Source organism: Massilia sp. LjRoot122, from assembly GCF_964252725.1.
GTDB lineage: Bacteria > Pseudomonadota > Gammaproteobacteria > Burkholderiales > Burkholderiaceae_D > Telluria.
Map to the genome: position 1 here is coordinate 4,366,599 of NZ_CAXUPB020000001.1, position 25,576 is coordinate 4,392,174.

Here is a 25,576-nt window from a genome sequence, read left to right on the forward strand (position 1 = left end):
TGCCAAAAGTGTAAACACGTGAACGAATAGACGGAAAACAAAGTCTTTACGGACTTTTCTGCACCTCAGCGATATATCACCGAATTTCGTAAACATGAAGTGCAGCAATGTGCCTTACGGAAATATTTCGAGTAAGCATAAAAAGCAGAACGAATCCGAATAAAAAAGAACATTCTTCTTGTCGCCCCATTTTGGAATTTTTATACTTGACAACGCCCCGGCATGGTGCACCCGTGCAAGCAGCAGGCGCGCTGCCTGCCGAAGCGGAACGGCCCAGCCCCGTACATGAGCTACGAAACATGACGCACCAATATCGCGCTTCTTTCATGAGCGGCGGTCCCAATAAAAAACCCTGCAGCAATTTCTTGCTGCAGGGTTTGTCCGCATAGGACAGCAGCAGCGCTGCCGTCCCGCTCAGCTGGATTAGAACGTGTAGTTCAGACCCAGGCTGAAGAAGCGTCCGATTGCGCCTGGCTGGTGCAGCGAAGCGTTGTACGAGGTGCCGGCACCCGAGTTGCCGTAGGTGGCGACGTCGTACGGTGCTTCCTTGTCGAACAGGTTCAGGATGGCACCGCGCAGGGTCAGGTTCGGGGTCAGCTTGTACGCGACGTTCAGGTTCGTCGAGGTGAACGAGGACACGTTGCAGAACTGAGCCGGCTGGACCAGACCCTGGAAGTAGGTACGGCCGCCCACGTGTTCCGCGGTGGTCGCGCAGTCGGTTTCGCCCAGCGCCGGGTCGATAGTCGAGAAGCCGCTCGTGTAGTTCACGGTGGCGGTCACGTCCAGCGGGCCACGGGCGTAGCCGATGGTGAACTGGCCGCGCTGCTTTGGATTACCGGTTGCGCCGCCGACCGACGACGGGCCCTGGGTGCCTGCCAGCTGGTACTCGGTACCGCCGATCGCGGTCTTGTAGCCGAAGGTGTGTGCCGCCGACAGGGCTGCCGAGACGGTGCCGCGGTCGTTGGTCAGGCGCCAGCGGTAACGCACGTCCGCTTCGATGCCGTGGGTTTCGGTGCTACCCGCGTTGATGTACGGCGACAGGCCGTACAGGATCGGGCCGACCGACGGGGTGCCGACCGTGCGGCCTTGGCCGACGCCGGTAGCAATGTCGATCGGAGCCGCCGGGCCGCGAACCCAGGTCGGGACGAAGCTCGGGTCGTTACCTGCCTGGGTCACCACCAGGTTGTTGATCTTGATCTTGTAGTAATCAAGCGTCATGTTCAGGCCGCGCATCGGCTCGTAAATGATGCCCAGGGTGTAGGACTTCGACTTCTCAGGCTGCAGGTCCGGGTTGGTGGTCTGGACATACGGCGGGTTGAAGCCGCAGGCGGTCGGCACGTTGCCGGCGGTGTTCTGGTTGCCGTTGGCGCACAGGATCGGGTCGTTGATCGCGTTAAAGGTGAAGAACGAACCGGCGTTGCCCACTTCTGCCGGGTTCGGCGCGCGGAAGCCGCGAGCGAAGGTACCGCGGACACCGAAGTTCTGCATCGGGGTCCACTTGAAGTTGGCCGACGGGGTGAACGAGTTGCCGTAGGTGTCGTAGTGGTCGTAACGGCTGGCCAGTCCGATCTCGATGTTCTTGATCGGGGTGGCGCGCAGTTCGGCGAACACGGCGGTGTTGGTCTCGTCGCCGATGGTGAAGGCCGAGGTGTTGTTCACGGCGCCGATTGCGGTCAGCGAGGATGCCGGTGCGTTCTGCTCACGCTTGTGCCAGTGCACGCCGGCCGCGAAGGCCAGAGGCCCCGCGCCGAACGACGGCAGGATCTCGCGCGAACCGACCACGTCGGCGTAGCTCAGGGTCGATTTCAGGGTATTGTCAAAGGTCGGTGCGACAGCAGCGACCAGTGCCGGCGAGTTGCCACCCAGCACGTTCCAGGTGCCGTTACGGATCGCTCCGTACAAGTTCTGGCGGTTGATGTTGCCGCTGTACTCGTTGTCGGTCTTGACCTCGGTCCAGCCGGCGGCGGCGTTCACGTCCCAGCCCATGGCGCTACCGGTCAGGTCGGCCGACACGCGCGAGCTGGTCGACTTGTTCTGGGTACGCAGGGTCGGGCCGATGTCGGCGATGTAGCCATACAGGCGCGCGCTCTGGGCGAACGGGTTGGTGATGTTGGCACCAACCTGTGCACCCGGAGCGAACAGGGTGCTCGGGATTGCGCCCACACGGCTGGTCAGCACGCCGTTGTTCAGGGTGGTGAAGCCGTTGAAGGCGGTCGGGTTGTAGGCCTGCGGGTTGGCGTTACGGTTGTTCTCGCTCTTGCGCTGGAAAATCGAGCCCTTCAGCGCCAGTTCCCAGTCGTCGCTCAGCTTCTTGGTCATGCCGACCAGCAGGTTGACGTTTTCGGTTTCCGGTTGAATGTTCGATTCGCGATCGTTTACCTGGCAACCGCCTGCGCGGTACAGCGTGAAGTTACACTTGGTCGGATCCAGGAACACATAGTTGGCCGGATTGTTGACGTTGGTTACGCCAGCCGGGTTGTTCGGGTTCGACGGGTTATACAGGAACGGGGTGTTGGTCGGGGTCAGGAAGCTGTTGATGCTGCTCGGCACACCCAGGTTGATGTTGTTGCCGCCGCGTGCACGCCAGTCGCGGTTCGCGTAGCCGAACTGTTCGCGCTGATGGACCTTGATGGAACCCTGCTTGCGGGTTTCCAGGGTCACGAAGGCGTTGTAGCCGTCGGCGTCCAGGTCACCGATGCCGGTGCTGATCGACGCGCGCTTGGTTTTGCCGCCGCCGTGCTGGGTATCACCATACTCGGCCGCCAGACGGGTGCCGTTCAGGTTCTTCTTCAGCTTGATGTTGATGACGCCGGCGATTGCGTCCGAGCCGTACAGCGACGAGGCACCGGACTTCAGGACTTCGATCGACTCGATCGCGTCAAAGGGGATCGACGAAACGTCGACGAAGGAGCGCTGGGCGTCGTCCGACAGCGGGTACGGTGCCATGCGGTGGCCGTCGATCAGCACCAGGGTGGCGCCGACGGTCAGGCCGCGCAGCGAGATGCCCGATGCGCCGTTGGCGAATGCGCCGGCGAAGCCGGTGCCGAGGGTACCTGCGCCGTTGGCGGCCAGGTCGGTCAGCAGTTCAGCTACCGAAGTCTTGCCGCTCTTCTGGATGTCGGCGCTGGTCAGCACCTGCACCGGAGTCGGGGTTTCGGTATTGGCGCGGCTGATCAGCGAGCCGGTCACGACCACGCGCTGCGGGGTGGAACCGCCGGCGGCTTCCGTGGTCTGTGCGAAGGCCGGTGCCGAACCAGCCAGGGCGCCACTGGCGACCGCGCATGCGACTGCGAACGGCAGCGACTTCAATTTAAACGTCATGAATACTTCTCCTTCTTGGTTTTATCTTGGATGGTTTTTGCCACCGTGCCGCAGGGATCTCCCACGGTACGGCCGTCTCCTGCAAACCGTGCGCAAACTATGCGCACTCTGTCGCATCGCTGCGGCGGATGGCCTGAAGGACTGAAACATACATATACTTCGTGTTGCCGCTTTTCAACAGCAACGTACGCGCCCAGCCGTATTTCTAGGACAAATGGCCTAAATAACTAAATAAATAAGATGTTATTTGTGCTTACACATAAGACCATAGCGTGTTGAAAAGTGTCAATTGAACATGGATATGCACTTGCAATGAAAACAACCAACTTTTCCCTTCTCCCGGCATCTCGCACCGTGAGACGCACTACGGGGACTCGACGCAATAAGCCTTGCGCTCTGGGGAGATACGAGCAGTCCGATGCAAGAAGAAGCAGGTTGACGACAATTCGTGTCATAACGAGCCAGGAATATGCATGTGCCAGCAGGTGTATGTGGGCTGCGGCGGTCAGTGTTTCCCGCTAAGGTCTAGTCCGTTGCGAAAAAACAACCCGGAAGCAATGACAAAGCCTCCCGGGCTCGCGCCCGGGAGGCTTTATTCACTCAGCACTGCCTGTGACAGGCAGCGCTTATCGTGCTCGAGTTCGCTGAATCAGAACTCGTACTGCGCCATCAGGCGGACGCTGCGACCGATCTGGAACGCACCTGGCTGCAGGTAGTTCGGGCTCGGCGTGCCGCGTGCCGATTCGCCTGCCTCGTTCACCTGGGTGACGCCGCGCTCGTTGAAGACGTTCAGGACGTCGACCGAGAACGTGGTGCGCGGCAGCCATTTCGGCTGGTAGTTCGCCTGCAGGCTCAGCTCGCGGGTCCACTCAAGACGGCCGACGGTGCCGCGCGGGTTCAGGGTGCGGTTGCAGTAGAACGAGGACGCGCCGTACAGGATCGACACGGTGTCCAGGTTACCCGAGTAGTAGCCCAGGCAGTTCAGCGGACGGCCGCTCTGGATGATCGCGTTCGCACCCAGGCGCAGCTCCGGGGTCACCTGGTAGGCGCCGAAGATCTTCAGGGTGTGGCGGCGGTCGTTCGGCAGGTCGCCGTAGGAGCCTTCCATCAGGCCCGGGTAATCCCAGTCCTGGCTGATGCCGGCGTCGTCCTGGCCGATGTCCGACTTGACGTAGCCTTCGGTGTTGCCGCGCGACTTGGACCAGACATAGGAGCCCTGCAGGTTCCAGACGCCGTCCCAGGCGCGCTCGAAGGTGAACTCGAGGGCGGTGTACTTGCGCTCAGGCTTCGGGAAGCCCAGCGACGCCGCAGGAATCACCACCTCGGTCAGGCCCTTGCCGTCTTCGAGGTCGATGTTCGCGGTCAGGTCGCCGCCCGGGTTGTACAGGAAGCAGCTGTCGATCGCATGGCCGATGACGGCGGACTGGTCGGCATTGTAGCCGTTGGCCAGCGCCCACTGTTCGGCGCCCGGACCGTTACACATGTCGTCCATCACCTTCTTCAGCTTGCGGTAGGTGGCCTTCACGCCGACGGTCCAGCGGTTGGCCAGCGCCTGCTGGGCGCCGATGATGAACTCGTCCTGGTACATCGGCTTGATGTTCGGATCGACCACCGAGCGCGGATCGCCCGCAGTGCCGTCGCCGCTGACGGTGCGCTGGCCCAGTTGGGCGCCGCGGCCAGGGTTCTGGAAGGCGTCGCTGCCGTTGGTGCCGGTGTAGACGAAGTAGTCGGTGTAGTCGGTTTCGACGCCCGACAGACGGACGTTGGTGTTCGACATCACCGGGATGTAGTAGCGGCCCAGGTTGGCGAAGACCTTGGTGCTCTGGTCGCCCTTGACGTCCCACGACATGCCGAGGCGCGGCGCGATGGTGTTGTCGACCTTGATGAAGGTCTTGTCGTCGGCGTTCAGGTTCTCGAAGGATTCGCTGCGCACGCCGATGTTGGCGACCAGGTTCTTCGTGACCTGCCAGTTGTCCTCGAGGTAGAAGGCCGAGTTCTTGGTGGTGAAGGCGCCGCCGTTCTGGAAGGTACGGATCTGCAGGTAATCGATCGGCTTGCCGGTGTTGTTCACGTAGCCGCTCGGCAGGTCGGAGCCCGGCGCCAGGGTCTTGATCAGCACGGTCGAGCCGCCCGAGCTCTGGGTGCCGTCCACCACCTGGTATTCCTCGTTGTCGAGGCCGAAGCGCAGGCCGTGGTTGCCCAGGTTCCACTCGGCGTCGAGACGGATTGCCTTGCGCTCGTCATTGGCGCCCGGATCGGTGATGTTGGAGGTCGTGGCGCAGCCCAGGCGTGGACGGGCCGAAGTACGGTCGTCACGGATGAACGGGCAGGCCGCCGAGCCGATCACGGACTCACGGTTGTACTTGCCCAGGCCGGCCATGGCCGACACGGTGAAGTCGTCGGTCAGCCATGAGGTGTACTTGGCGACGTAGTTCTGGCCGCCGTTGGTGTATTCGTCCGGCAGCCGCTCGGCGCCGCGCGGGGTGGCGTACGGGGTCGGCGACGCGTAGGTACGGACCTTGTCCTTGCTCTCGTCGCTGAAGGCGGTGAATTCGAGGGTATTGCTGTCGTTGATGTTCCAGTCGGCCTTCACCAGGTAGCGCGGCGAATTGCTCTTGGTGATGGTCTGGTCGCTGACGCCATAGGTCTTCTGCTCGATGTCGGCGCCCTGGACCAGGCCGAAGACGAATAGCTTGTCCTTGATGACCGGACCGCCCGCCCACAGGTTGGCCTTCAGGTCGTCGGTGCCGCCCGGACGCTCGGCGACCAGCCACTTGCCGGTGCTCTTGCCCGCTTCGGTGTAGACCGACTTGGCCTTCAGGTCGACAGGTTCCCAGATGAGGTTGGCGCCGCCCTTCCACTCATTGGTGCCGCGCTTGGTGGTCACCGACAGCACGCCGCCGAGCGAACGGCCGTATTCCGGACCGTAGCCGCCGGTCTTGACCTGCTGCTGCGCGATCGCTTCGAAAGGCACCTGGTTGAACGCCACGCCGTTGAGCATGTTGGTGACGTTGAAGCCGTTGATGTAGTAGACGTTCTCGGCCGGCGAGGCGCCGCCCAGCGACGGCACGTTACCGGCGCGCAGGGTGGTCTGGCCGATACGGGCGTCGCCGCGGGTCGCGCCCGGCGCCAGCAGGGCCACGGCGGTCACGTCGCGCGAGACCGGGATGCGGTCGATCGCGGCTTCGTTCAGGACCATGCTCGATTCCGGCGACTTGACGTCGATGCGCTGCAGGCGACCCGTCACGACGACAGTGTTGGCGGCCGCCTCGAAGTTGGCCGAGGTGCCCTCGCCGGCGTTGACCGCCACGCTGCGCTCTTCCAGCGAACCGTCAGGACGCTTGGCGCGCACGGTGTAGGTGCCCGGCGGCAGCATGGTCAGCTGGTAGTCGCCGTTCTTGTTGACGGTCAGGGTACGGGTGAGGCCGATCGACTTGTTTTCGATCGTGATCACGGTGCCCGCCGCGGCGCGGCCGACGATGTCGCCGGCCGTGTTCGAGGCGGCGTAGGCGTTGCCGGATACGACGACGCTACCGAGCGAGGCGGCAAATGCGATGGTCAACGCATGCGCCAGCACTGTCTTCTTCAACATATTGTATTTCCTTGTTTCGCAGGCCTGACTACCGGCCTGCCTTGGTTGTTATTACAAATCGCTGTTTTGCAGCAAACCCAGTGCTCCATTCGGGCATGCTGCATGTTCTTATGCCTTACGCAAGGAACTTTCACGATAGAAACATGCATATATTCACATGTCAAATATTTCACTGCGTCAATACACAATTTAACAACATATTGATTTCATTGAGTTTTTAGTTTTCTGCATGCTGCATTGCAGCGTAAATTCATGCATAAACGTAAGTACATTGGCACAAATATGCTTATGTTGACGGTATTAATTCAAGATATTGCAATGCAACATAGAGTTTTGCCGGATGCATCATTTCTGCCCTTTGGCATGGGCTCTTGGGTAAAATAGCGCCTTGGCCCTGGCCCCTCATTCTCTGTTGCATCACCAGCAACCTGCCCGTCACGACACCATGCTCCGAATCAGCGAACTCAAACTCCCCCTCAACCACCCGGAACCCGCCCTGCGCGACGCCATCCTGGCCCGCCTCGGCATCGACAGCGGCGACCTGCTCGATTTCACCGTCTTCAAGCGCAGCTACGATGCGCGCAAGAAGTCCGCCATCGTGCTGATCTATTCGATCGACGCCGACGTGCGCGACGAAGCGGCCGTGCTGGCGCGCCTGGCGAAAGACACCGCCGTGTTCCCCTCGCCCGACACCGGCTACAAGTTCGTCGACGCCAAACCGGCGCCGGGCACCCCGCGTCCGGTGGTGGTCGGCATGGGCCCCTGTGGCATGTTCGTGGCCCTGATCCTGGCCCAGATGGGCCTGAATCCGCTGGTGCTCGAGCGCGGCAAGATCGTGCGCGAACGGACCGTCGACACCTTCGGCTTCTGGCGCAAGCGCAAGCTGAATACCGAGTCGAACGTGCAGTTCGGCGAAGGCGGCGCCGGTACCTTCTCGGACGGCAAGCTGTACAGCCAGATCAAGGATCCGAAGCATTACGGCCGCAAGGTCCTGACCGAATTCGTCAAGGCCGGCGCGCCGGAAGAAATCCTGTACGTCAGCAAGCCGCACATCGGCACCTTCCGCCTGGTGAAGATGGTCGAGCAGATCCGCGCCGAGATCATTGCCCTGGGCGGCGAGATCCGGTTTGAAACCCGGCTCGACGACATCTACGTGAGCGAGGAAAACGGCGTGCGCCAGGTCCAGGGCATCCGCCTGTCCAGCGGCGAGGAAATCGCCACCCGCCACCTGGTGATGGCGATCGGCCACAGCGCCCGCGACACCTTCGAGCTGCTGTACGAGCGCGGCGTCTACGTCGAGGCCAAGCCCTTCTCGATCGGCTTCCGGGTCGAGCACCCGCAGTCGCTGATCGACGTCTGCCGCTTCGGCCCGAACGCCGGCAACAAGCTGCTCGGCGCGGCCGACTACAAGATCGTCCACCACGCCTCCAACGGACGCTCGGTGTACAGCTTCTGCATGTGCCCGGGCGGCACGGTGGTGGCGGCGTCGAGCGAGGAAGGCCGGGTCGTCACCAACGGCATGAGCCAGTATTCGCGCAACGAGCGCAACGCCAACAGCGCCATCGTGGTGGGCATCACGCCCGAGGACTATCCGGGCCACCCGCTGGCCGGTATCGCTTTCCAGCGCGAGCTGGAATCGCGCGCCTTCGTCCTCGGCGGCAGCAACTACGACGCGCCCGGCCAGCTGATGGGCGACTTCGTGCGTGGCGTGCCTTCGAAGGAATTCGGTTCGGTGGTCCCCTCGTTCAAGCCGGCGGTGCACCTGACCGACCTCGCGCCTGCGCTGCCCGAGTACGCGATCACCGCCATGCGCGAAGCCTTCGTGGCCTTCGACAAGCAGATCAAGGGTTACTACAAGGACGACGCGGTGCTGACCGGGGTCGAGACCCGTACCTCGTCGCCGATCCGCATCAAGCGCAACGACGGCGACCTGCAGAGCCTGAACACGCGCGGCCTGTTCCCGGCCGGCGAAGGCGCGGGCTACGCCGGCGGCATCATGTCGGCGGCGGTGGACGGCATCCGTGTGGCGGAAGCCGTGGCGCTGGCGATGGCCGCGTGATTGCCGCCAAAGGCGTGGCAGCGGGGCCGCTCGGCCCCGGTCTCGCCATCCTGGCCTCGATGGTGTCGGTGAATGCCGGCGCCGCCTGGGCCAAGCACCTGTTCCCGCTGGTCGGCAGCCAGGGCGTGACCGCCGTGCGGGTCGGCCTGGCGGCGGTCATCATGCTCGCCATCGTGCGCCCCTGGCGCCGCCTGCCGGTGCGGCGCGACGCCTTGAATCTGCTCGTGTACGGCCTGATGCTGGGCTGCATGAACCTCCTGATCTACGGCGCGTTCGCACGCATCCCGATCGGCATCGCGGTGGCCATCGAAGTGGTCGGCCCGCTCGCCGTGGTGGTGCTGTCCTCGCGCCGCGCGCGCGACTTCGCCTGGGTGCTGCTGGCTGCCTTCGGCCTGTGGTTGCTGGCGCCGGTACACGAAGGTGTGGCGCCGCTTGATCCGGGGGGCGTGGCCTATGCGCTCGGCGCCGCATTCTGCTGGGCGATGTACATCGTGTTCGGCAAGCGCGTCTCGCACTTGAACGGCGGCCAGGCGGTGGCCTGGGGCATGCTGGCGGCGGCGCTGTTCACGGTGCCGGTCGGGGTGGTTCACGCGGGCGCGGACCTGCTGCTGCCGGCGGTGCTGGCCGGCGGCCTGGCGGTCGCGGTGCTGTCGAGCGCCCTGCCCTATACGCTGGAAATGGCGGCGCTGGCGCGCCTGCCGCAGCGCGTGTTCGGCATCCTGGTCAGTGCCGGACCGGCCTTCGCGGCGCTGGCCGGCTGGGTGGTGCTGGGCGAGCGCCTGACGGGGATGCAGTGGCTGGCGATCGCGTTGGTGGTCCTGGCCTGTGGCGGTGCCGCGGCCACGGCCGGCAAAGCCAGGAACGTCTAGATCCAGCCTGCTTTTTTAAAGCGCCAGTACATGTAGCCGCACACGGAGGCCATGGTGGCCAAGGCTACCGGATAGCCATACCTCCACTTCAGCTCGGGCATGAACTCGAAGTTCATGCCCCAGACGCCCGCAAAGGCCGTGAACACGGCAAAGATCGCCGCATACGAAGCCAGCTTCTTGCTGATGTCGTTCTCTTCGATCGCGACCATCGACAGCGACACCTGGATCGCGGTGTTGATGGTGTCGCGCACGGCATCGAGACGCCCGGCGATGCGCAGCAGGTGGTCGTGGACGTCGCGGAAGTAATCCTGGGTTTCGGACACCACCGGCGGTACCCGTCCGCCGTACAGGCGGCCGACCGCGTCCAGCAGCGGGATCACGGCATGGCGCATGGTCTGGGATTTGCGCTTGAGCGCATACAGGCGCTCGATGTTGGCGCGCTGCTCGCCCACCTTGCCGAAGATGTGGTCCTCGATCGATTCGAGCTCGGCCTCGAGCCTGTCCACCACCGGGAAGTAGCGGTCCACCACCGCGTCCGCCAGCGCATACAGCACGAAACCCGAGCCCTTCTTCAGCTGGTGCGGCTCGCGTTCGGCGCGGGCGCGCACGCCCAGGAAGCCCTGGTTGGCGTCGCGCCGCACCGACAGCACGTAGTTGGGCCCGGCGAACACGGCCAGTTCGCCGGAATTCAGTTCGTCGCCGGCGAATTCGAGGATCTGGAGCGTGACGAACACGCAGTCGCCGTACTCCTCCATCTTGGGACGCTGGTGGCCGCGCACGGCGTCTTCCACCGCCAGTTCGTGCAGGGCGAATTCTTCCTGCATGGTGGCGATCTCGGCCTGGTCTGGGTCGCGCAGGGCGACCCAGACGAAGGTATCGGGCAGTTTCAGGTATTCACTGATGTCCTCGACGGGGATGTCGGACAGCTTCTTACCTTCCTGGTAGGCGACACAGTTAATCAGCATGGATGGTGTAAGCGAAGAATCGGCACATGATGCGCCAGCTTACACCATCGGAATCACTCGTCGCGTGCGCCGTCTATCCCAAGCTCGACGATCTTGCGCGTGATGGTGTTGCGGCCGATCCCGAGCCGCATCGCGGCGTCGTTCTTGCGCCCGTGGGTGTGCTTCAGGGCGGTCTTGATCAGGGCCGACTCGAACTGGCGCCCGAGCGTGTCCATCACGTCGGTCTGGCCGGCGCTGAGCATCCCCGCGGCCTGCAGTTCGAGCAGCGCGATCCAGCCCTCGGGCGTGGCCGGCGCCGCCATGGCCGACACGCCGGGGGCCGCCGGCGGCGCTGTCGCCACCGCTGGCGCGGCGGCCATGCCGGCCAGGCCCGGATCCTGCAGGGTCGACGGCGCCGGCTCGCCTTGCGTCAGTTCGCGCGGCAGGTCCTTGACCTCGACGGTTTGGCCGGGCGCCATCACGGTGATCCAGTTGCACAGGTTTTCCAGCTGGCGCACGTTGCCGGGCAGTTCGAGGCTGGACAGGAAACGCATCGCCGGCTCGCTCAGGCGCTTCGGTTCGACGCCCAATTGGCGTGCACTCTGCACCAGGAAGTGGCGCGCCAGGATCGGAATGTCTTCGTTGCGCTCACGCAGGGAGGGCAGGCGCAGGCGGATCACGTTGAGGCGGTGATACAGGTCTTCGCGGAACAGGCCGTCGCGCACGCGCTGTTCCAGGTTCTGGTGGGTGGCGGCGATCACGCGCACGTTGGCCTTCACCGGCTGGTGTCCGCCGACGCGGTAGAAGTGTCCGTCCGACAGCACCCGCAGAAGCCGGGTCTGCAGGTCGAAGGGCATGTCGCCGATCTCGTCGAGGAACAGGGTGCCGTTCTCGGCCTGCTCGAAGCGGCCGCGCCGCATGGCCTGGGCGCCGGTGAAGGCGCCGCGCTCGTGGCCGAACAGTTCCGACTCCAGCAGGTCCTTGGGGATCGCCGCCGTGTTCAGCGCGATGAAGGGCTGCTGGGCGCGCGGGCTGTGCTTGTGCAGGGCGCGCGCCACCAGCTCCTTGCCGCTGCCCGATTCGCCCGTGATCAGGACCGTCACGTTCGACTGCGACAGGCGGCCGATGGCGCGGAACACTTCCTGCATCGCCGGCGCATGGCCGAGGATCTCGGGCGTCTCGGCGGGCGCCGCCTCGACGCTGGCTTCGCGCAGGCTTTCTTCGAGCGCGCGCCGGATCAGGGCCACGGCCTTGTCGATGTCGAAGGGCTTGGCGAGATAATCGAAGGCGCCGCCCTGGAACGAGGCAACCGCCGAATCGAGGTCGGAGAAAGCGGTGATGATGATGACCGGCAGGCCGGGATGGCGCGCCTTGACCGCGCCCAGCAGCTCGATGCCGGATTCGCCCGGCATGCGGATGTCCGACACCAGCACCTGCGGCGTGTCCGTCTCGAAGGCGGCCAGCGCATCCTGCGCGTTGGCGAAGCTGCGGGTCTCCAGGCTTTCGCGTGCCAGCGCCTTTTCCAGTACCCAGCGGATCGATGCGTCGTCGTCGACAATCCAGATTGGTTTCATGTGTTCGTGCTTCCCGTCGTTCGCGATCTACGATTCAATGGGGACCCACGGTGAAACCTGCACGCCCCGGCTTATGGCAAGGGCAGCAGGATCCGGAAATCCGTCAGTCCAGGCCGGCTTTCGCACTCGATCACACCCAGGTGCTGCTGCACGAAGGTCTGCGCCAGCGTCAGTCCGAGGCCGCTGCCGCCTTCGCGCCCGGAGACGAGCGGATAGAAGATGCGGTCGCGGATCTCGGGTGCGATGCCCGGTCCATTGTCGATGATATGCAAATCTAATGCCAGCCCATAACGGACCTTGGCCAGGGTGACCTGGCGCGCCACGCGGGTGCGCAGCACGATCTCGGCGTCACCCGCCGCGATGCGCTGTTTCAGGGCCTGGGCGGCATTGTGGGCGATGTTCAGGACCACCTGGATCAGCTGCTCCATGTCGCCCCTGAACTCGGGAATCGAGGCGTCGTAGTCGCGCCGGATGCTGAGGCCCGCCGGGAACTCGGCCAGGATCAGGCTGCGCACGCGCTCGCACACTTCGTGGATGTTGACGTCGCCGACGATATGCGGCTTGCGGTGCGGCGCCAGCAGGCGGTCGACCAGGGTCTGGAGGCGGTCGGCCTCCTTGATGATCACCTGAGTGTATTCCGAGAGGTCGGCCAGGTGATGGGGAGGGAGTTCGAGCTCGAGCAACTGGGCGGCGCCGCGGATGCCGCCCAGCGGGTTCTTGATCTCGTGCGCCAGGTTGCGGATCAGTTCCTTGTTGGCCTGGCTCTGGTCGAGGATGCGCTCCTCGCGGTCGAGCTTCAATTGCTGGACGTTCTCGCGCAGCTCGATCAGCAGCTCGCTCTCGCCGAGGGCGCTGACGATGCTGTTGACGTGCAGCGGCTCGCGCCCGCTGCGCTGCAGGACCAGGTCCTGGCGCAGGTCGGCGTACTGGTGGGCCAGCGCCTGGGCGCACAACGCGGCCAGCTCGGCGCCGTTGGCGAACAGCTCGGGCAGCGGCGCGCGCTGCAGCGACTTGAGCGAGAGTTCGAGCAGGTTTTCGGCGGCCGGATTGGCGTAGCGCACCTCGCCCGCGGGCCCGAGCAGCAGCACGCTCGAGGCCAGCAGGTCGAGGCCTGCGAAATGCGACGGTGCCGCCGACGGGCTCATCGGATGTTGCCGATCTCGCGCTGCAGCGCCTCGATGTTGCGCTCGGTGCGGCCGATCTCGTCGCGCATCGAGGCCACCCGCTCCTGGTACTTGGCGTAGTTGCGCTCGTTGCCCTGGCGCTCGGGCTCGCCCTTGTTGAAGTCGCGGCGCAGGTCGGCCAGCTTCTTCTGCTCGGTGCGCAGTTCGTCGTTGAGGATCTCGCGGCGGTCGTCGTCGCGCGCGCGCTGCTGGGCAGTATCGACGCGCGGGAAGCTGGCCGGGGTGACGGCGGCGGCCGGTCCCTGACTCATCGGACGGACGGCCGGAATCGGCGCCGAGGCGCGCGGCGGCGGAGGCGGCGCATAGCCCGGCAGGTCGAGGACCTTGCAGCCTCGGCGCGCGGTGTCGGTGAATTCGACCCTGCCCTGCTCGTCCACGCATTTGTAGACGGCAGCCTGGGCGTGGGCCCCGTTGTGGAGCGCCAGGCCGGCGGCCAGCACGATTGCGAAGCGTCGGAAGAAGCTGATTGTCATTCCCATCATGAGTCGGATTGCACAATAAAAGTGCAGCTATTGTAGTCCGAGGCGAGTGTACAGCAAGCATGAAAAAAGGCGGGGAAAGCCCTCGCTTTCCCCGCCTTTGTTACGAACGCTTACGCCCTGTGATGCATGAGCGCAACGGATTCGTTGACCTCTTGATTACGACGAGTAGTACATGTCGAATTCGGCCGGGTGCGGGGTCATGCGCATGCGCTGCACTTCGGTCATCTTCAGCTCGATGTAGGCGTCGATCATGCCGTCGCTGAACACGCCGCCGCGGGTCAGGAACTCGCGGTCCTTGTCCAGGGCTTCCAGCGCTTCTTCCAGCGAGGAGCACACGGTCGGGATCAGTTTGTCTTCTTCCGGCGGCAGGTGGTACAGGTCCTTGGTCGCGGCTTCGCCCGGGTGGATCTTGTTCTGGATGCCGTCCAGGCCCGCCATCAGCAGCGCTGCGAAGCACAGGTAGACGTTGGCCAGCGGATCCGGGAAGCGGGTCTCGATGCGGCGGCCTTTCGGGTTCGCCACGTGCGGGATGCGGATCGAGGCCGAACGGTTTTTCGCCGAGTAAGCCAGCTTGACCGGGGCTTCGTAGCCCGGCACCAGGCGCTTGTACGAGTTGGTGCCCGGGTTGGTGATCGCGTTCAGGGCACGTGCGTGCTTGATGATGCCGCCGATGTAGAACAGGGCGGTCTCCGACAGACCGGCATAGCCGTCGCCGGCGAACAGGTTCTTGCCGTCTTTCCAGACCGACTGGTGCACGTGCATGCCCGAGCCGTTGTCGCCGTTGATCGGCTTCGGCATGAAGGTCGCGGTCTTGCCGTAGCTGTGGGCCACGTTCCAGATCACGTACTTCATGTTCTGGGTCCAGTCGGCGCGCTCGACCAGGGTCGAGAACTTGGTGCCGATTTCGTTCTGGCCGGCGCCGGCCACTTCGTGGTGGTGCACTTCGACCGGGATGCCCATCGATTCGAGGATCAGGCACATTTCCGAGCGCATGTCCTGGAAGCTGTCGACCGGCGGGACCGGGAAGTAGCCGCCCTTGACGGTCGGACGGTGGCCGCTGTTGCCGCCTTCGATGTCCTTGTCGGTCGACCAGGAGGCTTCATCGGAGTCGATCTTGACGAAGCAGCCCGACATGTCGATACGCCACTTGATCGAGTCGAAGATGAAGAATTCCGGCTCCGGGCCGAAGAAGGCGGTGTCGCCGATGCCGGTCGACTTCAGATAAGCTTCAGCGCGCTTGGCGATCGAGCGCGGGTCGCGGTCGTAGCCCTTGCCGTCCGACGGCTCGATGACGTCGCATTGCAGGAACAGCGTGGTCTCTTCCATGAATGGATCGATGTTCGCGGTACTCGGGTCCGGCAGCAGCAACATGTCCGACGCTTCGATGCCCTTCCAGCCGGCGATCGACGAACCGTCGAAGGCGTGGCCCGATTCGAATTTGTCTTCGTCGAAGTGCGAGACCGGCACGGTCACGTGATGCTCTTTACCCCGGGTATCAGCGAAGCGCAAATCAACGAACTTGACCTCGTTGTCTTTGATAAGTTGAATTACGTCTGCAGCCGTCTTTGCCATTCGTATCTCCTGATTGAAAAGGGGGTGCCGCGCTGGAACACTCGCATCGCGGCAACTTGCTTTATGTCAAAGCATGAACCGTGCCAAGCCTGCGTTATGAACAAATGCACAATGCTTCTTTGGAATTCGTTGGTATCCGTCCTAGAATCGTCCCATCAGCCTCCTGCACTCCCGTGCAGCGGCGCACTACATTGGTGCAATCTTCCTGCGCGTGCACCATCGCAGCGCAGGATACACCGAACCAAGTTGGTGCATCGACTTTTCTTGTTCAGAACGGATCAACCATGACTAGCCTTGAGACCATCCTTGCCCAAGCCCGCCAGCGCGCCGCCGGCCAGCCCTATGCCGGCGCGGTCACGCCCGAAGAAGCCTTTGCGCTGCTGCGCAGCGATCCGCGTGTGAAGCTGGTCGACGTGCGCACCAACGCCGAGCGCGACTGGGTCGGCCGGGTGGCGATTCCCGACACCCAGCACGTCGCGGTGGAATGGGCCACCTATCCGGGCGGGGCGCCGAATCCCGCATTCGGTGCGCAGCTCCAGCAAGTGGCGCGCAAGGACGAGGTGCTGCTGTTCCTGTGCCGCTCGGGGGTGCGCTCGCGCCACAGCGCGCGGGTGGCGACCGAGCAGGGCTTTGCGGAGTCCTACGACATCCTGGAAGGCTTCGAGGGCGACCGGGATGCGGAGGGGCATCGCAAGACCATCGGCGGGTGGTGCAAGGCCGGGCTGCCCTGGATCGGGGCGTGATTTCGCTGGCGGGCGCTCTTGTAGGGTGGGCGGGTCTCCCGCCCATGCGGTGATAGTTATCGCAACCAAGCCGCAGCGCGTCCGTGCAAACGCTGGTTGAACGCGTGGGCAGGAAACCTGCCCACCCTACGAACATCAGTGTGCCGGCATTACCATTAGCTGTAACCCGGACGCAGCGCCCGGCGCGCGATAGACGCGCTGGGTCGCCTTCCTGAAATCTTCCGGCCTGGCCTTCGGAATATGCGTGAAGGTCTGCGGATTCAGGTCGATCAGCGGGAACCACGAGCTCTGCACCTGCACCATGATGCGGTGGCCGCGGCGGAAGCTGTGGTTGACGTCGCCGATGTCGAAGCTGAGCGCTTCCTGCTTGCCCGGCGTGAACGCCTCGGGCTTCTCGTAGCTGTTGCGGAACTTGCCGCGCAGCGGATTGCCGCGCACCAGTTGCTGGAAGCCGCCCAGCTTCAGCGCCAGCGGGCCGGTGTCGTTGCCCTTGCGCTCGGCGGGTGGCGTCGGGTACTCGGCCGGATAGACGTCGATCAGCTTGACCACCCAGTCGGCGTCGGTGCCGGTGGTCGACACGAACAGCTTCGACAGTACCGGACCGGCGATCGTCACGTCTTCTTCCAGCACCTCGCTCTGGTAGACCAGCACGTCGGGGCGGGTCGCGGCGAAGCGCTGGTCCGACACCATGTACTCGCGCGGCACCCCGGTGGCCGGATAGCCGATGAAGGGCACCGGCTTGCGCGGGTCGGCCACGTACTCGTCGTAGCCGGCGCCGCTGTTGCCGGCACTGGCCGGCTGTTGCCAGGCCAGCGTGCCGTTCGGGCCGAAGTACAGGGTGCGGGCCTTCGCCGGGGCTGGCGGCCAGGCCGCATAGCTGCGCCAGACATTGGTGCCGGTCTCGAAGGCCGTCACCGCCGGCAGCGCGCGCGCCGGCTTCACGCCCTTCAGGTGCTGCTCGAAGAAGGGGAACTGGATCTCGCGGCGGAAGTACTCGCTGGTCTTCGCATCGAAGCTCACGTGGCCGAGGCGTGCGCCCTCGCCGCGCGCCCAGCCGCCGTGTACCCAGGGTCCCATCACCAGCGCGTTCGGCGTGGCCGGGTTGTACTTGCCGACCGCCTTATAAATCGCGAAGGGCCCGGCCGGGTCTTCGGCATCGAACCAGCCGCCCACCGTCAGCACCGCCGCCTTCACGTTCTTCATGTGCGGCGTGATCGCGCGCGAGCGCCAGAACTCGTCGTAGGTATCGTGCTCGATGGTCGGCACCAGCAGTTCGCGCTGCTCGTCGCTCATGCTGGCCAGGATGTTCGGCAGCGTCAGGCGCTTCAGGAAGAAGTCGTAGGCGTCGGCCTCGCCGTACTCGAAGCGGGAGCGCTCCTTGTTGCCGGCGGTCGGGTTCTTCTGCGGCAGGAAGGCCGAGTAGAAGTCGAAGTTCGCCGACAGCATGAAGGCGCCGCCGTGGTAGGAGTCGTCACTCATGTAGAGGTCGGCGATCGGGGCCTGCGGCGAAGCGGCCTTGATTGCCGGGTGCGAATCGATGATGCTCGCGGCCGTGTAGAAGCCCGGATAGCTGATGCCCCAGATGCCGACCCGGCCGTTGTTGTTCGGGACGTGCTTGAGCAGCCATTCGACGGTGTCGTGCATGTCCTCGCTTTCCTGGCCCTCCCCTTTGGCGCGCTTGGACTTCGCATGCGGGGTCATCTCCTGCCACACGCCTTCGGACATGTAGCGGCCGCGCACGTCCTGGGTCACGAAGATGTAGCCGGCATCCTCCAGCTCGCGCGAAGGGCCGAGCGATTCGGGCATCCAGTCCACGCCGTAGCGCTGCTCGCCCTGCGCATACACGCCGGCGCTGTAGGGGGTGCGCTGTACCAGGAAGGGGTAAGGCTTCGCGCTGTCCTTCGGCACGTACACCGTGGTGAACAGCTTCACGCCGTCGCGCATCGGGATGCGGTATTCGTACTTGGTGTAGGACTCGCGCGGGCTGCGCTTCTGGACAGGAGAATCGGCTTGGGCTGCGGCGGTCTGCACGCCTGCGCTGCAAGCCAGCATCACGCCAAGTAGCAGGGTGGAAAACGGACGACGGATCATGGCTTCTTTCGGAAATGCGGAACAAAGACCGCCAGTGTAATCCGAATTCGCCCCGGTCTTGCTATTTCGCCAAGGGCACGGCGAGGCCATGCAGGTCGATGGTCCCGCGCACCCGTTCGCGCACGAAGTTGATGTGGCTGCGCAGGCGGTACAGTTCCTCCGCATAGGCGAGCGGAATCGAGATATGGTTGACGCGCTCCTCGATGTCGTCGAGACGCTTCAGCAAGCCTTCGCGCGCCCCTTCGCGGGCCTCCGGTTCGATGGCTTCCAGTTCCTGCTCTACCTTGCGCAGCTCGCCGTACCAGCGGTAGACGCGCGAACGCACCCGCCACACGTAGATCGGCGGCACGATCTTCGACAGCGGAATCAGGAGCGCCGCCAGCGCCACCGCCACCACCCACAGGCGCTCGAACAAATTGGCCAGCCAGAAGCGCATGTAGCGCTGCATGAAGGGCGGACCGTCCCGGTAGTAGCGCGCCGCTTCGCGCGCCACCGGGATCTCGGTGTACTTCGGCGACGGGAACTGGCCCTGCTGCTGGAACCAGCCCGCCTTGCCATGGATCTCCCCCGCCGACTTCACCAGCAAGCCCACCAGGGCGGGATGCAGGTCTTCGCGCGCCACCAGGGTCGCGGTCGGCGCGATCAGGTGGTAGTCCTGGGCCGGGATGTCGCGCCCGAGATCGACGATCCCGCGCGGCAGCACCACGTGGGTCAGGAAAGGCAGGCGGCGCGTGTAGGCGTCGGCCTGGCTGAAGTTGAACAGCTTGATGCCGGGGGTCTGCAGCAGCATCTGAATCAGCGGCGCTTCGGGCGCGGAGCTGAATACCAGGCCGTCGATGCGGCCGGCCAGCAGTTCCATCGTGGCCGGCGTGTTCTCGAGCGCGCCGATCTGCAGCTCGTTCGGTTCGATGCCGTTCGCGTCCAGCACCTGGCGGAACAGGCGCGGCACGCCGGTGCCTTCCGGGCCGAGGTTGATGCGCTTGGCCTTGAGGTCGGTCAGGTGGGTGACCCCGGCCTTCTCGCGCAGGAACAGCCAGACCGGCTCGGTGAACAGGCTGCCCAACGAGACCAGGCCGGCCTGCTCGGCCTGCCCTTCCGCGGTGGAGCCGCTCTGCACGAAGGCGATGTCGACCTTGCCGTCGATGAGGCGCTGCAGGTTGTCATGGGAGCCGAGCGAAGGCTGGAGCGTCAGCTTGATCTCGTCGCGCGCCAGCCGTGCGGCGTACTGGCGGCCGAATTCCTCGTAGGCGCTGTTGAACTGGCCGGTGGCCATGCTGAGCCGGCGCGGCGGCGCCGGGTCGACCCAGAGATAGGCCAGCACCGCCACCGCGATGGCCGCCAGCAGCGTCGGCCCGCTTGCTACCAGCAGGTCGCGCAGGGACACGAAGCTGAACTGGCGCACCCGCGTCATTGCGCGTTTGACGGCGCCGGTTCGCTCCGTCAACGGACGCACTGGCGCTGGGCTGCCACGCTGCCCGCGGGCGGTTCGATCATCGGCATCAGGCTCGGCGCCAGGTTGGTCAGCAGCTGCACCGGCAGCGCGCTGGTGAAGTCGTAGTTGCCGGATTGCGGGCCGTGCACGTAGGCGGTCATGCTGCCGAAGTAGCGCTCGCCGATGTTGAACACAAACGTAGCCGAACGGTTCACGTAACGCGACTCGATCACGCGGCCGCCGCGCGCATACACCTCGAAGCGCTGGTCGCCGGTGCCGGTCTTGCCGCCCACGGCGATCACGCTGCCGTCGGACTGCATGAAGGCGGTCTTGACGCGCTTGGCGGTGCCGTCGGTGACCACGCCCTGGATCGCATCCGCGACCGCGCGCGCCACCTCAGGGGCCAGCACCTGTTCCTTGCCGCCGCCCTTGCTGCGCTTGACCAGGGTCTCGTACGGAGTGTCCTTGGCGAAGTGCAGCGAGTCGATGCGCTCGACCGGCTTGCGCACGCCGCCGTTGATGATGATGCCCATCAGTTCGGCCAGCGCGGCCGGCCGGTCGGCCGATGCGCCCAGCGTGGTCGCATAGGACGGCACCAGCGAATCGAAGGGATAGCCCATCTTCTTCCACTGGGCGTGGATCTTCAGGAAGGCTTCCACTTCGAGCAGGCCGGCAATGCGGTTGTCCTGCGCATGCTTGCGGTGGGTCTTGAACAGCCACGAATACACTTCCTGGCGCTCCTTGACGCTGGCATTGGTCACCTCGGTCCAGCCGGCCTTCGGATGGCTGCGCAGGTAGCTCACCAGCCACAGTTCGAGCGGGTGCACCGAGGCCACGTAGCCGCGGTCGGCCAGCGACATATTGCGCGGGTCGTACATCTCGTACATCTTCGGGATGCGCTCCGGGTCCATGTCGTTGGACGCCGGCAGCGACTTGGCGATGAACTCGCCGAATTGCGCCGGGGTGGCGTTCGGGAACACGGTACGGTGCGCCGCGGCCAGCTTGGAAGCGAAGGGACGCACGCCGGAGAACAGCAGCGCCTCGATCTCGGCCGGGGTCTTGCCCTTGTACTTGTTCCAGAACTTGGCCATGAAGACCTTGCCCTCGTTGTCGGCGAAGCGGGCCAGGTACATGGCGCGGCGCGGGTCGTCGGCATCGGCCAGCAGCTGGGCCGAGGAGCCCGGCAGCTGGAACATGTAGTAGCGCACCACGTCGCGCATCATGCGCACGAACACCAGGTTGGTCGACTGGCGCAGCGCCTCGGTGACCGTCATGATCTTGCTGTTGTCCAGCTTGCTGAAGTTGCCGAAGGTGTGAATGCCGCCGCCGGTAAAGAAGGCTTCGCCCGGATTGGCCGAGTACTTGCGGTCCATCGCGGCCGCCAGCATCGGCTTGAGGCCGCGATCGGCGCCCTTCGGCAGCGTGCGGAAATACTCGAGCCCCCATTGCGACATGCGGTCTTTCGCATCGACCTCCACGCCCATCAGGCCGATCTCGTCCATCGGCGCGAAGCGCTTGTGCAACTGGTCGACGATGTCGAGGTAGGTCACCAGGGTGCGCAGCTTGGCGGTCGAGCCGAGGTCGAGCTTGGCGCCTTCGTTGATGTCGAGCGGCTGGTCGTAGTTGTCGGTCTGGACCCGCAGGTAGTTCACGTGCTCGCCGCGCTCCATCAGGGTGAAGCTGTACACCACCTGGGACGGGTCGCCGTTGCCGAGCAGGCCCTTGCCGGTCAGGCCGGCCTCTTTCGCATGCTCGGCGTCGGACAGCTTGCGCAGCACGTCGGTGACGGCTTGCTGGACCGAGGCGTCGAGGGTCGATACCACCGACAGGTCGAGGCGGTCGAGGTTGTACAGGCGCGAGTCGCCCACCAGGTAGCCGAGGTGGTTGCGCACCGCGTTGGCGGCCTTGCGCGACACGAAGGCATCGGCGCCCGGCGCGGCCACGCCCGAGCCCTGGGCCGGATGCAGCTTGACCTTCAAGGCGGCGTCGCGCAGCTGCGGCGAGATCACGCCGGCCTGGGCCAGCACGCGCAGGTGGCTGTTGGTCAGCGTTTCCAGGTCTTGCTCGCCCGCGCCCAGGTAATAGGCCGGGCGGCGCTGTGCGATCATCAGGGACAGCGCTTCCTTGTAGGCGGTGACCGCTTCGGTATTGTTCATCGGGCCGCGCAGCATGCCGCTGAGCTTGTTGAAATCGCGTCCGTACCAGACCCACATGCCGTCGCCGATGCCGTTGACCTCGCCGTAGCCGGGCTTGGCCGACAGCGGCACGGTATTCAGGTAGTCGAGCACGACCTGGCGCCGTGCCCTGGTGGTGTCTTCGCCGTCGCGGTAGGCGCGCAGCGTGGCCGACGCCATCTGGATCATCTTGTCCTGTAGCGAACCGGTGCGCCCTTCGGCCGAATGGCGGTACTTCTCGATCTGGGTCGCCAGCGTGCTGCCGCCGGCAACGCGGCCTTCGCCGCCCAGGCCGACGCTGCTCAGGGTCTTGTCGAACACCGCCTTCGAGAAGCGGTCCCATTCGACCGCCGGGTTGCGGTGCGGGTAGGCCGGGTCGAGCAGCTCGCGGTTCTCGATGAACAGCAGGCTTTGCACCAGCAGCGGCGGCGCGTCGTCGAACTTGTGATAGAAGCGCTCGGGGAAGCGCGATGCGAACAGCGGCTGGGCGCGGCAGTCGAGGATCTCGAGCCCGACCTTGGTCTTCTCGTGGTAGGTGGCATACAGGCCGCGGTCGGCCATCTCCACCATCGCGGGCGAGATGCGGGCCTGGGCCTCGATATGGTAGCCGCGCGTCTGCAGCTTCTGCAGGTAGTCGGGCAGGTTGGCATAGCCGAGGCGGGTGTCGTAGGGGCTGGCGGCCGGGAAGCGGATCGCGGGGCTCGGGCCCTTCTCCATGCGGAAAGTGAGATCGGCGGCCATGTCGGCGAAGATCTTCGCCTGCAGGCGCGAGCTGCGGACCTCGAGCGCACCCCAGCCGCCCAGCAGCACCAGCAGGATCACGAGGGCGAGGTAGAACCAGGGCTTGAGGCGGCGCTTGCGCGGCGCCGGTTCGGGAGCACGCCCGGGCCCGCCGTCCGGCACTTCGGGCGGCGGCACGGGAGCACCCGACGGCGCACCGCCGCCGGCGGTCGCCAGGTGCGGATAGGCTTCGTACAGGGGAACGTCGTTGCCGCCCGCGGACGCGAACACGGGGGCGCCGCCAGCCATGGGCTGGGCGAAGCGCCCGAGCCATTTGCCAACTGCTTGAATTACCTTACTTGGCCGCTTGATGCGGCGAATACTTTCCATGATGGCTCAACCGGTTTGAATCAATATGCGCTCAATCCCCGCTAACCTGTCCGCCATCTTTGCTTCTGGTTTGTTCGAGTGATTGGGTCCTCGTCAGTCTGCAAAAATGCGCGGCGCAAACTCACTCAGGATTGCACCTCCACAGGTATCATTCCACCACATCAATACGACACGCGCGAGACACGGTTTAACAATTTTGATGCGCGCGAAGTATTTTCGCAAAAAAACAACGGCTGAGTTAGCAGGACGGCATGCAGTCCTACAAAGGCCGGAATTCGGCCCGCGATGTGGCGCGAGTGTCCTGTTCATAAACGGTCGGCGAGCGCTCCGGGTGGACAGTGCTGTGAAATAAAGCCATTCGGTCATGCGCCGCCGCGCAGTTCTTCCAGCGCCCCCAGGCAGAAATACTGGAACCACAGTCCGGCGAACAGGAAGATCATGATGTACAGCCAGAGCGACAGCATGGCCAGGACCGGGAACAGGACGATCGACAGCAGGGCCCCGCCCATCCAGGCGATGCCGGGCAGCGCGCCGGCCAGGCCCGAGGCGAAGCCGATCGCCAGCAGCGCACCGCGGTGGCGCCGCATCAGCGCGTGCCGTTCTTCGGGACTGGCGTGGGCGGCCAGCGCGTCGTAGCTCATCACGCGCGAGGTCACCCAGGCCCACAGGCAGGCCTGCACCAGCCAGGCCAGCGGCGGCACCGCGTACAGCGGCAGGGTGAACAGCCACAGCACCGCGAACACCGCCGTGCTGCCGACATTGATGGCGACGCTGCCGACAAAGGAACCGCCCTCCTTCTTCTCCAGCTTCGGGTAGTGGTTGTTGCCGACGTGGCGCTCGATGACCGGCATCGCGATCACGCCCATGAACAGCAGGGCCGAGGCAATCATCAGGGGCAGCAGCAGTGCGATCGCCACCAGCGGCACCACCATCACCTTGAGCATGCCCAGGCCCAGCATGGCCAGCAGGCCGCCGCTCGACTGGAACAGTCCGTAGTCCGCGAACACGCCCTGCAGCCAGTCGAGCAGCGGCTGCAGGCCGGTCCACAGGACCGCGCCCCACAGCAGCAGCGACAGCGCCAGCGGGGCGCCGGACAGCATCAGCATGCGGCGCGAGAACTGGGCGCGCAGCGCGCGCCGGTAGGCGGCCCCGACGCCCTTCATCGGGCGGCCTCGGGACGGGTAGGCTCGGGCATCGCGGCTCCTTGTCTGGATTCCAATATTGCCATTGTACGCAATGGGCGCGCCGGGCCCGTTTGGCGTCCTCTGGATGCATGCACTACAATTCTCCGTTCAACTTGAACAACAGGGAAAACCATGTCCACCATCACCACTGATTCCGGCCTGCAATACGAAGACACCGTACCGGGCACCGGCGCCGAGGCGAAAGCCGGCCAGCACGTCACCGTCCACTACACCGGCTGGCTGCGCAACGACGACGGCAGCACCGGCGCCAAGTTCGATTCGAGCAAGGACCGTAATGACCCGTTCCAGTTCGCGCTGGGCGCTGGCCACGTGATCCGCGGCTGGGACGAAGGCGTGCAGGGCATGAAAGTCGGCGGCCAGCGCCGCCTGACCATCCCGGCCAGCCTCGGCTATGGCGCGCGCGGCGCCGGCGGCGTGATCCCGCCGAACGCGACCCTGATCTTCGACGTCGAACTGCTCGCCGTTTAAGCATTACCCGGCGGCGCTCTCTGCGGGCGCCGCCCGAGCATCCCCTCTAAAGTTCGCCCGATTTGGCAGTGAACGCCCTCCTCCTGCGCTAAGATCGCCTCCTGTCTTAGGACATTGCCAACGCAACCAACACAGGAGTATCCATGAGCTTGCAAGAACAGTTCGCCCAGGCCCAGGCCGAATCGAAGAATCTGCCGGAACGCCCGGACAACATGACCTTGCTGAAGATTTACGCGCTGTACAAGCAAGGTTCGAGCGGCGACGCCACCGGCGAGCGCCCGGGCATGACCGACTTCGTCAACCGCGCCAAGTTCGACGCCTGGGCCGCACTGAAGGGCAGCTCGCAGGAAGACGCGATGCAGCAGTACATCGACCTGATCGAGGAACTGAAGGGCTGATTTTCCCGTAGGGAATCAGGCGGGCGCGAACACCTTGCGCATCTTTTCCGCCACCTTGGCCTCGATCGCCGGGGCGAAGGCCCCCATGAAGAATCCCAGGCGGATCCGCATGGCGGCCTGCCGGTCCTCCAGGCTCAGGGCCCCTTCCACGCCGCTGCGCTCGAAGCGCAGCACGTCGCCATCCCACTTGCACGCCAGGCCGTACTCGGCCGCGATCCGCTGCGCCACCTGCTGGGCGGCGGCGCGCGCCTGTTCCGGGCTGAGATTGTGTTCCTGGACGATGCTGATTTCCGACATGCTGGGCAATCCTATTCTGAATCCGTTACAAGAAAGCCCGCCATGATGCCAGCTGACGGCT

General features: G+C 64.8%; 17 protein-coding genes. 5 read left to right on the forward strand and 12 right to left on the reverse strand.

The window, feature by feature from the left end:
- Positions 1-423: 423 nt before the first annotated feature.
- Together ACSQ25_RS19120 and ACSQ25_RS19125 are read right to left on the reverse strand one after the other, a co-directional pair.
- Positions 424-3,321 (reverse strand): TonB-dependent receptor, encoded by a 2,898-nt coding sequence (locus ACSQ25_RS19120; protein ID WP_436107248.1) that lies wholly within the window; start codon positions 3,319-3,321, stop codon positions 424-426.
- Positions 3,322-3,970: 649 nt separating this feature from the next.
- Entirely contained in the window at positions 3,971-6,913 is a 2,943-nt protein-coding gene (locus ACSQ25_RS19125) for a TonB-dependent receptor (RefSeq protein ID WP_436107249.1), read from the reverse strand.
- Between the two features lie 445 nt (positions 6,914-7,358).
- Between ACSQ25_RS19125 and ACSQ25_RS19130 the strand changes: the two genes are divergently transcribed.
- Positions 7,359-8,972: an NAD(P)/FAD-dependent oxidoreductase gene (locus ACSQ25_RS19130; protein ID WP_436107250.1), complete on the forward strand. Its 1,614-nt coding sequence runs from the start codon at positions 7,359-7,361 to the stop codon at positions 8,970-8,972.
- Positions 8,969-9,841, forward strand: a complete 873-nt coding sequence (locus ACSQ25_RS19135) for an EamA family transporter (RefSeq protein WP_436107251.1) — start codon at positions 8,969-8,971, stop codon at positions 9,839-9,841. Before ACSQ25_RS19130 ends, ACSQ25_RS19135 begins: the two co-directional genes overlap by 4 nt.
- Here the strand turns inward: ACSQ25_RS19135 and corA are convergent.
- The 5 genes from corA to glnA all read right to left on the reverse strand — a co-directional run bounded on the left by corA (position 9,838) and on the right by glnA (position 15,597).
- Complete coding sequence (gene corA, locus ACSQ25_RS19140) at positions 9,838-10,806, reverse strand: magnesium/cobalt transporter CorA (RefSeq protein WP_436107252.1); 969 nt, start codon at positions 10,804-10,806, stop codon at positions 9,838-9,840. The two genes, ACSQ25_RS19135 and corA, sit on opposite strands and share 4 nt — an antisense overlap.
- A gap of 53 nt (positions 10,807-10,859) precedes the next feature.
- Positions 10,860-12,359, reverse strand: coding sequence for a nitrogen regulation protein NR(I) (gene ntrC / locus ACSQ25_RS19145; protein ID WP_436107253.1), 1,500 nt, complete (start codon positions 12,357-12,359; stop codon positions 10,860-10,862).
- 71 nt (positions 12,360-12,430) lie between these two features.
- On the reverse strand, positions 12,431-13,504 hold the full coding sequence (gene glnL / locus ACSQ25_RS19150) for a nitrogen regulation protein NR(II) (RefSeq protein WP_436107254.1): 1,074 nt from the start codon (positions 13,502-13,504) through the stop codon (positions 12,431-12,433).
- A complete protein-coding gene (locus tag ACSQ25_RS19155) occupies positions 13,501-14,016 on the reverse strand; it encodes a DUF4124 domain-containing protein (RefSeq protein ID WP_436107255.1) in 516 nt (171 codons plus the stop codon). The genes glnL and ACSQ25_RS19155 overlap by 4 nt, the downstream gene beginning before the upstream one ends.
- A gap of 165 nt (positions 14,017-14,181) precedes the next feature.
- Positions 14,182-15,597, reverse strand: a complete 1,416-nt coding sequence (gene glnA / locus ACSQ25_RS19160) for a type I glutamate--ammonia ligase (protein WP_436107256.1) — start codon at positions 15,595-15,597, stop codon at positions 14,182-14,184.
- Between the two features lie 284 nt (positions 15,598-15,881).
- Between glnA and ACSQ25_RS19165 the strand changes: the two genes are divergently transcribed.
- Positions 15,882-16,340 (forward strand): rhodanese-like domain-containing protein, encoded by a 459-nt coding sequence (locus tag ACSQ25_RS19165; protein WP_436107257.1) that lies wholly within the window; start codon positions 15,882-15,884, stop codon positions 16,338-16,340.
- Between the two features lie 135 nt (positions 16,341-16,475).
- On the opposite strand, the gene ACSQ25_RS19170 is transcribed toward ACSQ25_RS19165, so the two are convergent.
- From ACSQ25_RS19170 to ACSQ25_RS19185, 4 genes are all read right to left on the reverse strand, one after another.
- Positions 16,476-18,431: a CocE/NonD family hydrolase gene (locus ACSQ25_RS19170; RefSeq protein ID WP_436107258.1), complete on the reverse strand. Its 1,956-nt coding sequence runs from the start codon at positions 18,429-18,431 to the stop codon at positions 16,476-16,478.
- Between the two features lie 61 nt (positions 18,432-18,492).
- Complete coding sequence (locus ACSQ25_RS19175; protein ID WP_436108109.1) at positions 18,493-19,842, reverse strand: TAXI family TRAP transporter solute-binding subunit; 1,350 nt, start codon at positions 19,840-19,842, stop codon at positions 18,493-18,495.
- A gap of 29 nt (positions 19,843-19,871) precedes the next feature.
- Positions 19,872-23,147 carry a transglycosylase domain-containing protein gene (locus tag ACSQ25_RS19180; RefSeq protein WP_436107259.1) on the reverse strand — a complete coding sequence of 1,092 codons (3,276 nt, stop codon included), beginning with the start codon at positions 23,145-23,147 and terminating at the stop codon, positions 19,872-19,874.
- A 362-nt stretch (positions 23,148-23,509) separates the two neighbouring features.
- A complete protein-coding gene (locus tag ACSQ25_RS19185; RefSeq protein WP_436107260.1) occupies positions 23,510-24,310 on the reverse strand; it encodes an EI24 domain-containing protein in 801 nt (266 codons plus the stop codon).
- A gap of 153 nt (positions 24,311-24,463) precedes the next feature.
- Between ACSQ25_RS19185 and ACSQ25_RS19190 the strand changes: the two genes are divergently transcribed.
- Together ACSQ25_RS19190 and ACSQ25_RS19195 are read left to right on the forward strand one after the other, a co-directional pair.
- Complete coding sequence (locus tag ACSQ25_RS19190; RefSeq protein WP_436107261.1) at positions 24,464-24,820, forward strand: FKBP-type peptidyl-prolyl cis-trans isomerase; 357 nt, start codon at positions 24,464-24,466, stop codon at positions 24,818-24,820.
- A gap of 143 nt (positions 24,821-24,963) precedes the next feature.
- Positions 24,964-25,218: an acyl-CoA-binding protein gene (locus ACSQ25_RS19195; protein WP_436107262.1), complete on the forward strand. Its 255-nt coding sequence runs from the start codon at positions 24,964-24,966 to the stop codon at positions 25,216-25,218.
- Between the two features lie 15 nt (positions 25,219-25,233).
- Here the strand turns inward: ACSQ25_RS19195 and ACSQ25_RS19200 are convergent, their stop codons facing one another.
- Complete coding sequence (locus ACSQ25_RS19200) at positions 25,234-25,515, reverse strand: polyhydroxyalkanoic acid system family protein (RefSeq protein WP_436107263.1); 282 nt, start codon at positions 25,513-25,515, stop codon at positions 25,234-25,236.
- Positions 25,516-25,576 lie beyond the last annotated feature (61 nt).

Bases quoted from the DNA above. Each gene is read 5' to 3' on its own strand.
- ACSQ25_RS19120 (WP_436107248.1), bottom strand. From the start codon at position 3,321: ATGACGTTTAAATTGAAGTCGCTGCCGTTCGCAGTCGCATGCGCGGTC.
- ACSQ25_RS19125 (WP_436107249.1), bottom strand. From the start codon at position 6,913: ATGTTGAAGAAGACAGTGCTGGCGCATGCGTTGACCATCGCATTTGCC.
- ACSQ25_RS19130 (WP_436107250.1), top strand. From the start codon at position 7,359: ATGCTCCGAATCAGCGAACTCAAACTCCCCCTCAACCACCCGGAACCC.
- corA (WP_436107252.1), bottom strand. From the start codon at position 10,806: ATGCTGATTAACTGTGTCGCCTACCAGGAAGGTAAGAAGCTGTCCGAC.
- ntrC (WP_436107253.1), bottom strand. From the start codon at position 12,359: ATGAAACCAATCTGGATTGTCGACGACGACGCATCGATCCGCTGGGTA.
- glnL (WP_436107254.1), bottom strand. From the start codon at position 13,504: ATGAGCCCGTCGGCGGCACCGTCGCATTTCGCAGGCCTCGACCTGCTG.
- ACSQ25_RS19155 (WP_436107255.1), bottom strand. From the start codon at position 14,016: ATGACAATCAGCTTCTTCCGACGCTTCGCAATCGTGCTGGCCGCCGGC.
- glnA (WP_436107256.1), bottom strand. From the start codon at position 15,597: ATGGCAAAGACGGCTGCAGACGTAATTCAACTTATCAAAGACAACGAG.
- ACSQ25_RS19165 (WP_436107257.1), top strand. From the start codon at position 15,882: ATGACTAGCCTTGAGACCATCCTTGCCCAAGCCCGCCAGCGCGCCGCC.
- ACSQ25_RS19170 (WP_436107258.1), bottom strand. From the start codon at position 18,431: ATGATCCGTCGTCCGTTTTCCACCCTGCTACTTGGCGTGATGCTGGCT.
- ACSQ25_RS19175 (WP_436108109.1), bottom strand. From the start codon at position 19,842: ATGACGCGGGTGCGCCAGTTCAGCTTCGTGTCCCTGCGCGACCTGCTG.
- ACSQ25_RS19180 (WP_436107259.1), bottom strand. From the start codon at position 23,147: ATGGAAAGTATTCGCCGCATCAAGCGGCCAAGTAAGGTAATTCAAGCA.
- ACSQ25_RS19185 (WP_436107260.1), bottom strand. From the start codon at position 24,310: ATGAAGGGCGTCGGGGCCGCCTACCGGCGCGCGCTGCGCGCCCAGTTC.
- ACSQ25_RS19190 (WP_436107261.1), top strand. From the start codon at position 24,464: ATGTCCACCATCACCACTGATTCCGGCCTGCAATACGAAGACACCGTA.
- ACSQ25_RS19195 (WP_436107262.1), top strand. From the start codon at position 24,964: ATGAGCTTGCAAGAACAGTTCGCCCAGGCCCAGGCCGAATCGAAGAAT.
- ACSQ25_RS19200 (WP_436107263.1), bottom strand. From the start codon at position 25,515: ATGTCGGAAATCAGCATCGTCCAGGAACACAATCTCAGCCCGGAACAG.